Here is a 12518-nt window from a genome sequence, read left to right as displayed (position 1 = left end):
CGGCGTCGCGGGAGCTCCGCGCATGGTCGTGAATCACCGCGCCGGGTTCGCTGCCCTCGCGCTTGCTGCCGCAGTGGCTGCGCTGGGCGGCTGGGCGTTCGGCGAGTGGCTGCGCCTGAATCCCTGCCACCTGTGCATCTTCCAGCGGCTGCTCGCCTGTCTGCTGCTCGTCATCGCCGTTTTCGGCCTGCTGCTGCCGATGGCCCGCCGCCTGTGGGCTGCGCTCGCCGCGCTGACGGCCGCCGGCGGACTGACGACGGCCCTCTACCAGAGCTGGCTGCAGCTCAACCCGGACCCGGCGAACGAGTGCGGCTTCGGCGAGCGGACAGCGATCGAGCAACTGGTCGACTGGTTCGGCATGCGCTGGCCCGATTTCTTCCTTGCCACCGGCTTCTGCTCGAGCAAGGAATGGGTCTTCCTCGGCCTGTCGATCGCCAACTGGGCGTGCTTCTTCTTTGCCGGGGTGCTCGCGCTGGCACTGTGGCTCTTCTACAAGAAGCATCAAGAGGGGACAGCATGACTCATGCTGTCCCCGTACTGCCGAATCCCCCCGTGCCGCGCTCGCTGGCCGTGAATTCGTCGACCACCCGGAACTGCGCCTGGATCACCGGGACGATGACGAGTTGCGCCAGGCGATCGAGCGGGTTGAGCGTGAACGGCTCGCTGCCGCGGTTCCAGGTCGACACCATGAGCTCGCCCTGGTAGTCTGAATCGATCAGGCCCGTGAGGTTGCCGAGGACGATGCCGTGCTTGTGGCCGAGTCCCGAGCGCGGCAGGATCAGCGCGGCGTAAGCGGGGTCGGCGATGTGGATGGCCATCCCGGTCGGTATCAGCCGGGTCTCGCCCGGCTTGATTTCCAGCGGCGCGTCGATCGCGGCGCGCAGGTCGAGGCCGGCGGATCCCGGCGTTGCGTAGTGGGGCGGCGCGCCCTTCAGGCGCGGGTCGAGCAGGCGAAGTTCGATGGCTTGCATCAGCGTGATTCCAGCAGGTGGGCAATGCGCGCGACGATCTGGCGCGCCAGTTCGAGTTTCGGCGCCGGTGCGAGCGGGTGCCGGCCCGCGTCGTCGAACAGCGTCACTGCCGCGTCCTCGCCACCGAGCGATTCGTGCACCAGGTTGCCGACGAGCAGGGGAATCTTCTTGCGCAGGCGCTTGGCCTCGGCGTGTTCGCCGAGATGTTCGCTCTCGGCGGCGAAGCCGACGCAGAACGGTGCCTTCGGCAGTGCCGCGACCTCGGCAAGGATGTCGGGGTTCTCGACCAGCTTGATCGTCGGCGGCACGCCCGTCTTCTTGATCTTCTGTTCGGTCACCACTTCCGGACGGTAGTCGGCGACCGCGGCGACGGCGATGAAGATGTCGCTGTGCTCGACGTGGCGCATCACCTCGGCGCGCATCGACAATGCGCTGCCGGCGTCGATGCGCACGACCTGGTGCGGGCAGGGCAGATGGACGGGACCGGAGATCAGCGTCACCGTGGCGCCGGCTTCGCGACAGGCACGGGCGAGCGCGTAGCCCATCCGCCCCGAGGACAGGTTGGTGATCCCGCGCACCGGGTCGATGGCCTCGAAGGTCGGGCCGGCGGTGAGCAGCACCCGCTTGCCGGCGAGGTGTTTCGGCTGGAAGTGGGCGATCAGTTCGGCGACGATTTCATCGGGTTCGAGCATCCGTCCGTGCCCGCTTTCGCCGCAGGCCTGCTCGCCGACGGCCGGGCCGAGGATGCCGACGCCGTCGCGGCGCAACTGTGCAGCGTTGCGCTGCGTCGCCGGGTGGTCCCACATCTGCCGGTTCATCGCCGGTGCGACCAGCAGCGGACAGTTGCGCGCGAGCGCCAGCGTCGTCAGCAGGTCGCCGGCCATCCCGTGCGCGAGCTTGGCGAGGAAATCAGCCGAGGCCGGCGCGACCAGGATGGCATCGGCACCGCGCGACAGGTCGATGTGCGCCATGTTGTTGGCGACGCGTGCATCCCATTGGTCCGTATACACCGGTCGGCCCGACAGCGCCTGAAAGGTGACCGGCGTGACGAAGTGCGTCGCCGCTTCGGTCATCGCGACCTGCAAGGAGGCGCCCTGCCGGATGATCTGGCGGACGAGGTCGGCTGCCTTGTAGGCGGCGATGCCACCGGTGACGCCGAGCACGATACGCTTGCCGCTTAATTCCATGTGCATTTTTCCTGGGCGGTGGATAGAATGGGGAAGGCTCGCATTTTACTGGGAAAAGACCATGACCATCACGGACTGGCCGGCGCCCGAGCGTCCGCGCGAACGGCTGCTGGCGCGCGGCGCCGCAGCCTTGTCGGACGCCGAGTTGTTGTCGATCTTCCTGCGTGTCGGTGTTGCCGGCAAGAGCGCGGTCGATCTCGGGCGCGAGTTGATCGAACGCTTCGGCAGCCTGGCACGTCTGTTTGCCGCGACGCAGGACGAACTGGCCGCCATCAAGGGCATCGGGCCGGCGAAGTACGTGCAGTTGCAGGCCGTCCTCGAAATGGCGCGGCGCTCGCTCGATGCCGAGATGCGCAGCAATACCGTCTTCTCCTCGCCGGGTGCGGTGCGCGACTACCTGCGTCTGCATCTCGCGGGGCTCGCGCACGAGGTCTTCTTCGCGCTCTGGGTCGATGCACAGAACCGCCTGATCGGCGCCGAGGAGCTCTTTCGCGGGACGCTGACGCAGACCTCGGTCTATCCGCGCGAGGTCGTGAAGACGGCGCTGGTGCGCAATGCGGCGGCGGTGATCCTGGCACACAACCACCCGTCGGGTGTCGCCGAGCCTTCGCGCGCCGACGAGGCGCTGACGCGCGAGCTGAAGCAGGCGCTTGGCCTCGTCGATGTGCGCGTGCTCGACCACTTCATCGTCGCCGGTACGGCGCCGCCGCTCTCCTTCGCCGAGCGCGGCTTGTTGTGAGCGGTGGTGACTGGCTTCGCAGCCGCGCGCAGGGGATGCCGACGGCAAGGATCGACGCGCTTTGCCGCGGGGCCGGGCGCAGCTTTTCCGTCCTTTTCCAAAAAGCGCTTGAGTCCGTCCCCCGCTTTGCGCTAAAATCGCCGGCTTTCTTACCCAGAATCAATTTTGGAGCAACAATCATGGCGCGTGTTTGCCAGGTAACGGGCAAGGGCCCGATGGTGGGGAACAATGTGTCCCATGCCAACAACAAGACGAAGCGCCGCTTCCTCCCGAATCTGCAATATCGCCGTTTCTGGGTCGAAAGCGAGAACCGCTGGGTCCGTTTGCGCGTGTCCGCTGCGGCGCTGCGCACGATCGACAAGAACGGCATCGACGAGACGCTCGCAGATCTGCGCGCTCGCGGCGAAATCTGAACGCCACTGAGGAGCCTCGACCATGCGTGAAAAGATCAAGCTCGAATCGACCGCCGGTACCGGTCATTTCTACACCACCACCAAGAACAAGCGCACCACGCCGGAAAAGCTGGAGATCAAGAAGTACGATCCCAAGGCGCGCAAGCACGTGAACTACAAGGAAACGAAGCTGAAGTAAGCTGGAGGCTTCGGGATCGCCTGTCCAGGGCACAGATTCCGGAGCAGCTTGCAGAGCAGTTTCCAAAAATCCCGCCGCGGCTCACTGCCCCGGCGGGATTTTTTTCGCCTGCATCACCTGTCTCAGGCGCTCCCGAAGACATTGCAGAAGCGGATCGACTCCGGGTAGGGGAAGAAGTCCTCGAGGTGGCCTTCGCGGATGCGGCGCTGTTTCTCCTGCCAGAAGCGCGGGCTCAGCAGGTCGCGGTGTTGCGCCAGGAAGGCCTTGCGCACGCGCGGATTGCCGAGCAGGAATGCAGAAAATTCCTCGGGAAAGACGTCGTTCCTGGCGACCGAGTACCACGGCTCGCCCGACATTTCCATTTCCGGGTACGGTGCCTCGGGAATCTCGCGGAAGTTGCAGTCGGTCATGTACTCGATCTCGTCGTAGTCGTAGAAGACGACGCGGCCGTAGCGGGTGACGCCGAAGTTCTTCCACAGCATGTCGCCCGGGAAGATGTTGGCGGTGGCCAGCTGGCGGATGGCGGTGCCGTATTCGCCGACGATGGCGTCGATCTGCTCGGGGGCTGCCCGGTCGAGGTAGATGTTGAGCGGGATCATGCGCCGCTCGATGTAGAGGTGCTTGATGATGATCTTGTCGGCTTCCTCGTCGATCATCGACGGCGCCAGCGTGCGCAGTTCCTCGAGCAGTTCTTCCGAGAAGCGCGCCTTCGGCAGCGCGACGTGCGAGAACTCGAGCGTGTCGGCCATGCGCCCGACGCGGTCGACCTGCTTGACCATCAGGTACTTGGCCTGCACGGTGGCGCGGTCGATCTCCTTGCTGCTGCCGAAGACGTCCTTGATCAGCTTGAACACGTAGGGGTAGGACGGCAGGGTGAACACCAGCATCACCAGGCCGCGGATCCCCGGCGCGATGATGAACTGGTCCTGCGAATGACGCAGGTGTTGGACGAGGTCGCGGTAGAAGAGGATCTTGCCCTGCTTGCCGAGCCCGAGCATGGTGTAGAGCTCGGAGCGCGTCTTGGTCGGCATGATGCTGCGCAGGAACTTGACGTAGCCCGAGGGCACCTCCATGTCGACCATGAAGTAGGCGCGCGACAGCGAGAAGAGCAGGCCGATGCGCCAGGAGTCGAGCAGGATGGTGTCGATCACCAGCGCGCCCTTGTCGTTGTGCAGGACGGGGACTGCGAAGGGGTATTCCTGGTGGCCGTTGACCACCTTGCCGATGATGTAGGCGGCCTTGTTGCGGTAGAAGGGCGACAGCACCTGGATCTGCGCGTTGACCTCGGGCTTCGGCCACTCCTTCAGGTGCCGCCGGATGCTGCGGATGATGCAGGCGACGTCGCGGTCGAGGTCCTCGTAGGGCAGCGACCAGCCGACGTCGAGCAGGATCTGGCGGATCGCACTGCGCAGCCCTTGCTGCATCGGGTAGTAGGTCGAATAGGTGGGCGGGTCCGACTCGATGTATTCGGTCGACACGGTCGGCCGCGCGAAGACGTAGTCGTTGTTGAAGTACTTGCGGTCGAGCAGCTTCGAGCTGACCGAGTTGAAGAAGGTCTCGGCGAGCTCGGGCTGCTTGTGATTGATCAAGAGCCCGATGTAGAAGAGCTTCAACTGCGGCCAGACGTCGTCGTCGAGCGCGTCGGCGCCGAAGGTGTCGCGCAGCAGCTCGGCCGTCTCGTACACGCGGTCGTCGTAGGAGCGGATGCGCTCGCGCACCCGGGCCTGGACGCCCCGCCAGTCGGCCTGCTCGAACAGTCCCTTGGCGGCGCGCGCGTATTCGCGAATCAGTCCGTAGTGGCGGTTGAAACCGACGATGATGGCTTCCGCCATGCGGCGGGCGAGCGGGCTGTCGACAGCGGTGATGTCCATCGGGGCGGCCTTCGGTCAGTTGGGCTGCGCGGATTGTAGCATCGGCGCCACGGGGCGCCGGCGGCAGCAGTGGAAGGCGCAGAAATGGCCGTCCTGACGCTGGCGAAGCCGGCCTTTTGGCCCCATAATCTCAGGCCCGAAGCCATCCTCAGCTTCGCACCGTCGTTTTCGGCGCTTACCCGCGCCGGCAGTCGCCGCAGGAGTTCATCCGGCCGCCGTTGGCGCGAACCAGTGAGCTTGCTGCTTGTCTCTGGAGTTGGCAGACACACAGTGCCGGCCGGGATGGGCTGCGGCGTACAGCGGCAAACTGACACAATCAACCTCGCATGGAGTCGACATGAGCGTCACCTCTCTGATCAAGGTCCCGCAGGGCGGGCAGAAAATCGTTCCCGGGCAGCCCACGCCGGACAATCCGATCATCCCCTTCATCGAGGGCGACGGCATCGGTGTCGACGTCACGCCGGTGATGATCAAGGTCGTCGATGCGGCCGTAGCCAAGGCCTACGGCGGCCAGAAGAAGATCCACTGGATGGAAGTCTATGCGGGCGAGAAGTCGGTGCAGTTGTACGGCGCCGACCAGTGGATCCCGCAGGAAACCTTCGCCGCGCTGAAGGAATATTCGGTGTCGATCAAGGGCCCGATGACGACGCCGGTCGGCGGCGGCATCCGCTCGCTCAACGTCGCCCTGCGCCAGGAACTCGACCTCTACCAGTGCCTGCGCCCGGTGCGTTACTTCAAGGGGGTTCCCTCGCCACTGAAGGATCCGACCAAGACCGACATGGTGATCTTCCGTGAAAACACCGAGGACATCTACGCGGGCATCGAATGGTCGGCCGATTCGGAACAGGCGAAGAAGGTCATCAAGTTCCTGCAGGACGAGATGGGCGTCAAGAAGATCCGCTTCCCCGAGCACTGTGGCGTCGGCGTCAAGCCGGTGTCGATCGAAGGCTCGTCGCGCCTGATCCGCGCCGCGATCAACTACGCGATCGCCAACGACCGCAAGAGCGTGACGCTGGTGCACAAGGGCAACATCATGAAGTTCACCGAAGGCCTCTTCCGTGACGTCGGCTACAAGCTGGCGCAGGAAGAGTTCGGCGCGCAGCCGATCGACGGCGGACCGTGGTGTTCGTTCAAGAATCCGAAGACCGGTCGCGAGATCGTGATCAAGGACGCCATCGCCGACGCCTTCCTGCAGCAGATCCTGCTGCGCCCGGCCGAGTACGACGTGATCGCCTGCTGCAACCTGAACGGCGACTACATCTCCGACGCGCTCGCCGCTCAGGTCGGCGGCATCGGCATCGCCCCAGGTGCCAACATCTCCGACCAGTACGCCTGCTTCGAGGCAACGCACGGTACGGCGCCGAAGTACGCGGGTCTCGACAAGGTCAACCCGGGCTCGATCATCCTCTCGGCCGAGATGATGCTGCGCCATCTGGGCTGGCTGGAAGCTGCCGACCTGATCGTCAAGGGCATGGAAGCGGCGATCGCCGACAAGGTCGTCACCTACGACTTCGCGCGCCTGATGGAAGGTGCCACCGAAGTGTCGTGTTCCGCCTTCGGCGAGGCGATGATCGAGCGCATGTAAGCAGCTGGGCGCCGGAGCAATCCGGCGCCCGCTTCTGGCTCGCCCCCGTTCCTTTCGCGATGATTCCTTCTGCTCCCTGTCTGTCTGCGCGCCTGCGCCGTACGGCGTACCTGCCGTCGGGTGGTCGCCCTGCTGCCATCTGCCTCTCTCCTGCCCGGCGTTTGCGCTGATCCCCGGATCGGCCGGCGCCGGGCACAGGATGCCGGCGCCGCCGCCGGCCCAAGAGATCGCCCCGCACGGGGCAGGTTCGCGGCAGCCGGCATGGGCTGTCGCAGGCAAGGGAGAAGGAAATGAATGTCAGCAAGCAGGAGGCCGCCGCCGCGGCAGTGTTCATCAACAGTCTCGACCGCGAGCGGCTGCTGCCGCTGATCGAGCGTGCCTGCGCGCGCACCGGCGACGCCGTTCCCGGCGTGCGCGAAGTGCTGCGCCGCGTACGTCAGTCGCTGGAGTTGCCGCCGCAGTCGGTGCCGCCCGACCTGGTGACCATGAACTCGACCGTTCGCCTTGTCGCCGCCGACGGCAGCCGCAGCTGCGAACTGACGCTGGTCTATCCCGAGGACAGCGATCCCGACGAAGGCAGCTGGTCGATCTTCAGCCCGGTCGGCGTGGCGCTGTTCGGCCGTCGCGTCGGTGACGAAGTCGGCATCGAGGGGGCTGCCTCTGCGGATGGCCGCTGGCGCATCGACGCCATCCTGTTCCAGCCCGAGGCGCGCGGCTGGTTGACCCTTTGAGCCGCTGCCGCTGATCTGTCGGCGATCCTCTCAGCCGGCGCCGAGCAGGGTCTGCAGCGGCGCCACCAGCCAGGGTAGTGTCAGCGCGGTGAACAGCCCGTTCAATCCCATCGCCAGTGCCGCGAAGGCGCCGGCTTCCTGGCTGATCTGCAGCGCGCGTGCCGAGCCGACGCCGTGTGCAGCGAGACCCAGTGCGAAACCGACGCTGGCGTCGTCCCTGACGCCGAGGCGCCCGAGCAGGCTGCTGCCGACGATCGCACCGAAGATGCCGGTGAGGATGACGATCACCGCAGTGAGCGATGCCAGGCCACCGATCGCTTCCGAGATGCCCATCGCGATCGGCGTCGTCACCGACTTCGGTGCCAGCGAGGCGATCGTCGCCGGGCTCGCGCCGAGTACGGCGGCGATCAGGCACGCCGACCCGGCGGCGACGACCGACCCGACCACCAGCGCGACGAAGATCGGTCCGGCGTTGGCGACGATGCGGCGCAACTGCCCGTGCAGCGGGATCGCCAGCGCGACGGTCGCCGGTCCGAGCAGGAAATGCACGAACTGGGCGCCGTCGAAGTAGTTCCGGTAAGGGGTGCCGGTGGCGACCAGGAGGCCGGCGAGCAGCGCCACCGCGATCAGTACCGGATTGACCGCCGGGTTGCCACGCGCGCGGCGCTGCAAGGCGAAGCCGAGCGCGTAGGCGATCAAGGTCGCGCTCAGCCAGAGCAGGGGTTGTGCCGCGAGGTAGGCCCAGATCTCGAGGGCAGGGCGTTCGATCAGCGCGCTGCTCATCGTTCACCCCGAGAGTGCCGCCGCGAGAGCCAGGACAGCGTCAGACCCGCGGCAGCCAGCCCAAGCAGGGTGCTGACGACCAGCGCGACGGCGATCGGCAAGGCCTCGTCGGCCAGGCGATCGATGTGCAGCAGGACGCCGGTGCCGGCCGGGACGAAGAGCAGCGACAGGTGCTGCAGCAGCCCGCCGGCGGTCTGCCTTTCGCTGTCGCTGGGGCCGCCGCGCAGCAGCAGCCAGGCGAGCAGCAGCAGCATGCCGAGCACCGGTCCGGGCACCGGCAGCCCGAGCAGGACGACCAGCGTTTCGCCGATCAGCTGGCAGGCGAGGAAGAGGGCGAGGGCGGCGATCATCTTGTCGCGTGGCCACGGGCGCGCAGCGCACCGGATGGATCCGGCGCGCTGCGCCCGCTTCGCTTACGCCATCGCCTCGTACAGCGGCAGCGTCAGGAACTCCGGATAGTCCGGGGTCAGCGACATGCGGTCGAAGATTTCGGCAGCCTGGTCGTAGGTCGCGGTGTCCTCGCCCTGGGCGCTGACGGTGGCCTTCACCTTGGCCAGTTCCTCGGCGATCATCGGTCGCACCATGTCGACGGTGACCTTGCGGCCGTCGTCGAGGATGCCCTTCGGCGAGACGACCCACTGCCACACCTGCGAGCGCGAGATCTCGGCGGTAGCCGCGTCTTCCATCAGGTTGTGGATCGGCACGCAGCCGTTGCCGGCGAGCCAGGAACCGAGGTAGTGGATGCCGACGTTGATGTTGTTCCTGAGCCCCGCTTCGGTGATCGGCGTCGTCGGCTGGAAGTCGAGCCACTGCTCGGGTCCGAACTTGCCTTCGACCTGCTTTTCCCACTGGTTCGGACGGTCGCCGAGCACCTTGACGAACTCTTCCATGGCGATGCCGACCAGGCCCGGGTGCGCGACCCAGCCGCCGTCGAAGCCGTCGTTGGCGTCGCGCGTCTTGTCGTGGCGGATGCCGGCGAGCGCCTTCTCGTTGGCGACCGGGTCGTTCTTGATCGGGATCAGCGCCGACATGCCGCCCATCGCCGGTGCGCCGCGCTTGTGGCAGGCCTGCACCAGCGCCAGCGCATAGCCGCGCATGAACGGCACTTCCATCGTGATCGCGCTCCGCTGTGCCAGGCAGAAGTCCTTGTTCTTCTTGAACTTCTTGATGCACGAGAAGATGTAGTCCCAGCGCCCGGCGTTGAGGCCGGCCGAGTGCTCGCGCAGTTCATAGAGGATCTCTTCCATCTCGAAGGTGGCGAGGATGGTTTCGATCAGCACGGTCGCCTTGATCGTGCCTTGCGGCAGGCCGACGTGCTCCTGCGCCATCACGAAGATGTCGTTCCACAGACGCGCTTCGAGGTGGCTTTCCATCTTGGGCAGGTAGTAGAACGGGCCGGCGCCGCGCGCGATCTGTTCCTTGGCGTTGTGGAAGAAGACGAGGCCGAAGTCGAAGATGCCGCCGGAGACGCGCTGGCCGTCGACGGTGACGTGCTTCTCGTCGAGGTGCCAGCCGCGCGGACGGATCTGCAGCGTCGCGATCTTGTCGTTGAGCTTGTATTCCTTGCCGGCTTCGTTCCTGAAGGAGAGCTGGCGGCGGATCGCGTCGTACAGGTTGACCTGACCCTGGATCTGGTTTTCCCAGTTCGGCGAGTTGGAGTCCTCGAAGTCGGTCATGTACGAGTCGGCCCCCGAGTTGAGCGCGTTGATGATCATCTTCGCTTCGACCGGACCGGTGATCTCGACGCGGCGGCATTCGAGCGCCTTCGGCAGCGGCGCGACCTTCCAGTCGCCGGCGCGGACGTGCGCGGTCTCGGGCAGGAAGTCGGGCATCTCGCCGGCGTCGATGCGTGCCTGGCGGGCGACGCGCGCGGCGAGCAGTTCCTGGCGACGGCCCTCGAAGGCGCGGTGCAGCTTGGCGACGAAAGCCAGTGCATCGTGGGTCAGGATTTCTTCGAAACGGGGATGCAGCGGGGCGTTGATCTCGACGCCTGCGGGCAGATTGAGGCTCATGGGGGCTCCTTGGGTTGATGTGTTCAGAAATAGGTCTTGATGAAATAGATCACGGTCAGCACGCTGCCGACGGCGACGACGAGCCGGCGCAGCCACCGTGCAGGGAGGCGGCGGGCGAAGGCGGTGCCGGCCCAGCCTCCGGCGACCGCCGCGACCAGCATCACCAGCGTGTGTGGCCAGCTGATCGCGCCGGCGATGATGAAGGTGGTCGACGAGACGGCGTATATGACGCCCGAGCTCAGGTTCTTCAGCGCGTTGATTTCCTGGATGTCTTCGAAGCCCTGGATCGACAGGGCGGCGAGCGTCAGGATGCCCATGCCGGCACCGAAGAAACCGCCGTAGACGGCGACGGCGAACTGGAAGAGGGCGCCGCCGACGCCGCCTGGCGCGGCGTATTCGCTCTGCCCCAGACGCCGGCGCAGGTGCGCGAGGCCGGTCGCGACCTGAGCGCTGAGCGCGAACAGCGCGGTGGCGACGAACAGCAGCCATGGAATCAGCTGCGCGAATGCGGCGTTCGAGGTCGCCAGCAGCAGCAAGCCGCCGGCGATGCCGCCGAATAGCGAAAGCACGACGAGCAGCAGCGCCCAGCGGCCGTGGCGCAGTGCCTCGCGCCGGTAGGCCCAAGCGCTGACGAGGCTGGCCGGACACAGGCCAACGGTGTTGCTGGCGTTGGCCGTCACCGGCGGCACGCCGGCGGCGAGCAGGGCGGGGAAGGAAAAGAAGGTGCCGCCGCCGGCCATCGCATTCATTCCGCCGGCGAGGAAGGCGCCGCCTGAAACGAGGAGCATCTGCGGGAGATCCATGTCAGCGTTCCTTGGCGCGGGCAGCGCTCGTGGCCCGGCCTGTCCGGCGCACGGCAGCGAGCCTCGCCGGAGGCGTGTTCCGGGCCTTGGCGCGGCAGCAGGGGGCGAGGCGTTCGGTCATGGGGTCAGGTGTGGCGGTGGCGACAGAGGTGGCGATGGGGGTGCGCAGGCAGTGGCGGAAGGATTCAGTGCCGTGCCGGCCAGCAGGCACTCCCGGATAGTGCGTTATCAGTGTATTGTTGCTCAATGTAAAACATAAGTCGCTTTAACGGCGAATCATCTTGTACAAAAAGTCATAAATATGGATGCCTTCAAGCAAATCGGCGCCTTCGTCAGTGTCGCCACGCGCGGCAGCCTCTCCGCTGCCGCGCGGGCGGAAGGCGTCACCCCGGCGATCATCGGTCGCCGCCTCGACGCGCTGGAGGCGCGGCTTGGCGTCAAGCTGATGCTGCGGACAACGCGCAAGCTGACGCTCACCTTCGAAGGGCAGGCCTTCTTGGAAGACTGCCAGCGTGTGCTCAACGACCTCGCCAACGCCGAGGCGGCGGTATCGCTGGGCGGCGTCAAGGCCAGCGGCCAGTTGCGTGTTTCGGCGCCGGCGGGGTTCGGCCGTCGCCACGTCGCGCCGCTCGTCGGTGCGTTCATGCAGGCCAACCCGGAGGTGACGGTGAGTCTCGATCTGTCCGACCGCCTCGTCGATCTGGTGAACGAGAACATCGACTGCGCGGTGCGCATCGGCGAGCTGCAGGATTCGAGTCTGGTCAGCGTGCGCCTCGCCGAGATGCGGCGCATGGTGGTGGCCAGCCCGGCGTATCTGGTCGCACGCGGGGTGCCGCGTACGCCGGCCGATCTGGCGCAGCACGAGTGCCTGTCGCTCGTCCAGCAGCGCGGCTGGGTGTTCCGCGATCCTGAGAGCGGCGCTGTGGAGACGCGCAAGGTCGGTGGTCGTTTCGCATGCAACGATGGCGCGGTGCTGCATGAGTGGGCACTTGACGGCAAGGGGCTCGCCTGGCGTTCGTTGTGGGAGGTCGGGCGGGACCTGGACGAAGGGCGGCTCGCCTCGGTACTCGATGCCTGGCAGGCGGCCCCGATGGGCATCTACGCGGTGTTCCCGCAACGCCGACATTTGCCTCTGCGTGTGCGTCTGTTCATCGACCTGCTGAAGGAGCGCTATGGCCAGCCGGGCTACTGGGCGCTGAACGGCGGCTGAACGCCAAGGCCGTGCGCCGGCGTTTTCTGCGTCTG

14 protein-coding genes are annotated in these 12518 nt (G+C 66.4%); 7 read left to right on the top strand and 7 right to left on the bottom strand.

Going from position 1 to position 12518, the window contains the following annotated elements:
* Positions 1-22 precede the first annotated feature (22 nt).
* Positions 23-520, top strand: coding sequence for a disulfide bond formation protein B (locus CCR84_RS01150; RefSeq protein ID WP_201209098.1), 498 nt, complete (start codon positions 23-25; stop codon positions 518-520).
* A gap of 1 nt (position 521) precedes the next feature.
* Here the strand turns inward: CCR84_RS01150 and dut are convergent, their stop codons facing one another.
* Positions 522-971 (bottom strand): dUTP diphosphatase, encoded by a 450-nt coding sequence (gene dut, locus CCR84_RS01145; protein WP_201209097.1) that lies wholly within the window; start codon positions 969-971, stop codon positions 522-524.
* The gene (gene coaBC / locus CCR84_RS01140) at positions 971-2158 is read right to left on the bottom strand and encodes a bifunctional phosphopantothenoylcysteine decarboxylase/phosphopantothenate--cysteine ligase CoaBC (protein ID WP_201209096.1); all 1188 of its coding nucleotides are present in this window, start codon (positions 2156-2158) and stop codon (positions 971-973) included. Before coaBC ends, dut begins: the two co-directional genes overlap by 1 nt.
* A gap of 61 nt (positions 2159-2219) precedes the next feature.
* Here coaBC and radC point away from each other — a divergent pair, with 61 nt between their 5' ends.
* From radC to rpmG, 3 genes are all read left to right on the top strand, one after another.
* On the top strand, positions 2220-2897 hold the full coding sequence (gene radC, locus CCR84_RS01135; RefSeq protein ID WP_201209095.1) for a RadC family protein: 678 nt from the start codon (positions 2220-2222) through the stop codon (positions 2895-2897).
* Positions 2898-3076: 179 nt separating this feature from the next.
* Positions 3077-3310, top strand: coding sequence for a 50S ribosomal protein L28 (rpmB, locus tag CCR84_RS01130; protein ID WP_201209120.1), 234 nt, complete (start codon positions 3077-3079; stop codon positions 3308-3310).
* Positions 3311-3332: 22 nt separating this feature from the next.
* Complete coding sequence (gene rpmG, locus CCR84_RS01125; protein ID WP_201209094.1) at positions 3333-3488, top strand: 50S ribosomal protein L33; 156 nt, start codon at positions 3333-3335, stop codon at positions 3486-3488.
* Positions 3489-3610: 122 nt separating this feature from the next.
* Here the strand turns inward: rpmG and aceK are convergent, their stop codons facing one another.
* Positions 3611-5359 carry a bifunctional isocitrate dehydrogenase kinase/phosphatase gene (gene aceK, locus CCR84_RS01120; RefSeq protein ID WP_201209093.1) on the bottom strand — a complete coding sequence of 583 codons (1749 nt, stop codon included), beginning with the start codon at positions 5357-5359 and terminating at the stop codon, positions 3611-3613.
* Between the two features lie 337 nt (positions 5360-5696).
* On the opposite strand from aceK, the gene icd reads away from it, so the two are divergent.
* Both icd and CCR84_RS01110 read left to right on the top strand, forming a co-directional pair.
* Positions 5697-6944, top strand: a complete 1248-nt coding sequence (gene icd / locus CCR84_RS01115) for an NADP-dependent isocitrate dehydrogenase (RefSeq protein WP_201209092.1) — start codon at positions 5697-5699, stop codon at positions 6942-6944.
* Between the two features lie 290 nt (positions 6945-7234).
* Positions 7235-7675 (top strand): GreA/GreB family elongation factor, encoded by a 441-nt coding sequence (locus CCR84_RS01110; protein WP_201209091.1) that lies wholly within the window; start codon positions 7235-7237, stop codon positions 7673-7675.
* Positions 7676-7705: 30 nt separating this feature from the next.
* Here the strand turns inward: CCR84_RS01110 and CCR84_RS01105 are convergent, their stop codons facing one another.
* The 4 genes from CCR84_RS01105 to CCR84_RS01090 all read right to left on the bottom strand — a co-directional run bounded on the left by CCR84_RS01105 (position 7706) and on the right by CCR84_RS01090 (position 11273).
* Positions 7706-8458, bottom strand: a complete 753-nt coding sequence (locus CCR84_RS01105; RefSeq protein WP_201209090.1) for an LrgB family protein — start codon at positions 8456-8458, stop codon at positions 7706-7708.
* On the bottom strand, positions 8455-8808 hold the full coding sequence (locus tag CCR84_RS01100; protein ID WP_201209089.1) for a CidA/LrgA family protein: 354 nt from the start codon (positions 8806-8808) through the stop codon (positions 8455-8457). Before CCR84_RS01100 ends, CCR84_RS01105 begins: the two co-directional genes overlap by 4 nt.
* Positions 8809-8871: 63 nt before the next feature.
* Positions 8872-10470, bottom strand: a complete 1599-nt coding sequence (gene aceB, locus CCR84_RS01095) for a malate synthase A (RefSeq protein WP_201209088.1) — start codon at positions 10468-10470, stop codon at positions 8872-8874.
* A gap of 23 nt (positions 10471-10493) precedes the next feature.
* The gene (locus CCR84_RS01090) at positions 10494-11273 is read right to left on the bottom strand and encodes a sulfite exporter TauE/SafE family protein (RefSeq protein WP_201209087.1); all 780 of its coding nucleotides are present in this window, start codon (positions 11271-11273) and stop codon (positions 10494-10496) included.
* 301 nt (positions 11274-11574) lie between these two features.
* Here CCR84_RS01090 and CCR84_RS01085 point away from each other — a divergent pair, with 301 nt between their 5' ends.
* Positions 11575-12483 (top strand): LysR family transcriptional regulator, encoded by a 909-nt coding sequence (locus tag CCR84_RS01085; protein WP_201209086.1) that lies wholly within the window; start codon positions 11575-11577, stop codon positions 12481-12483.
* Positions 12484-12518 lie beyond the last annotated feature (35 nt).

The sequence above is a fragment of the Rhodocyclus purpureus genome (genome assembly GCF_016653115.1).
In the GTDB taxonomy this organism is placed as follows: Bacteria; Pseudomonadota; Gammaproteobacteria; order Burkholderiales; family Rhodocyclaceae; genus Rhodocyclus; species Rhodocyclus purpureus.
Note: the sequence above shows the minus strand (reverse complement) of the source record. Positions and strands in the feature narration are given on the sequence as shown.

What these genes read in the sequence shown, in the direction of transcription:
- CCR84_RS01105 (WP_201209090.1), bottom strand. Translation starts at nt 8,458, where the DNA reads ATGAGCAGCGCGCTGATCGAACGCCCTGCCCTCGAGATCTGGGCCTAC.
- rpmB (WP_201209120.1), top strand. Translation starts at nt 3,077, where the DNA reads ATGGCGCGTGTTTGCCAGGTAACGGGCAAGGGCCCGATGGTGGGGAAC.
- CCR84_RS01100 (WP_201209089.1), bottom strand. Translation starts at nt 8,808, where the DNA reads ATGATCGCCGCCCTCGCCCTCTTCCTCGCCTGCCAGCTGATCGGCGAA.
- CCR84_RS01110 (WP_201209091.1), top strand. Translation starts at nt 7,235, where the DNA reads ATGAATGTCAGCAAGCAGGAGGCCGCCGCCGCGGCAGTGTTCATCAAC.
- aceK (WP_201209093.1), bottom strand. Translation starts at nt 5,359, where the DNA reads ATGGACATCACCGCTGTCGACAGCCCGCTCGCCCGCCGCATGGCGGAA.
- icd (WP_201209092.1), top strand. Translation starts at nt 5,697, where the DNA reads ATGAGCGTCACCTCTCTGATCAAGGTCCCGCAGGGCGGGCAGAAAATC.
- dut (WP_201209097.1), bottom strand. Translation starts at nt 971, where the DNA reads ATGCAAGCCATCGAACTTCGCCTGCTCGACCCGCGCCTGAAGGGCGCG.
- coaBC (WP_201209096.1), bottom strand. Translation starts at nt 2,158, where the DNA reads ATGGAATTAAGCGGCAAGCGTATCGTGCTCGGCGTCACCGGTGGCATC.
- CCR84_RS01085 (WP_201209086.1), top strand. Translation starts at nt 11,575, where the DNA reads ATGGATGCCTTCAAGCAAATCGGCGCCTTCGTCAGTGTCGCCACGCGC.
- CCR84_RS01150 (WP_201209098.1), top strand. Translation starts at nt 23, where the DNA reads ATGGTCGTGAATCACCGCGCCGGGTTCGCTGCCCTCGCGCTTGCTGCC.
- radC (WP_201209095.1), top strand. Translation starts at nt 2,220, where the DNA reads ATGACCATCACGGACTGGCCGGCGCCCGAGCGTCCGCGCGAACGGCTG.
- rpmG (WP_201209094.1), top strand. Translation starts at nt 3,333, where the DNA reads ATGCGTGAAAAGATCAAGCTCGAATCGACCGCCGGTACCGGTCATTTC.
- aceB (WP_201209088.1), bottom strand. Translation starts at nt 10,470, where the DNA reads ATGAGCCTCAATCTGCCCGCAGGCGTCGAGATCAACGCCCCGCTGCAT.
- CCR84_RS01090 (WP_201209087.1), bottom strand. Translation starts at nt 11,273, where the DNA reads ATGGATCTCCCGCAGATGCTCCTCGTTTCAGGCGGCGCCTTCCTCGCC.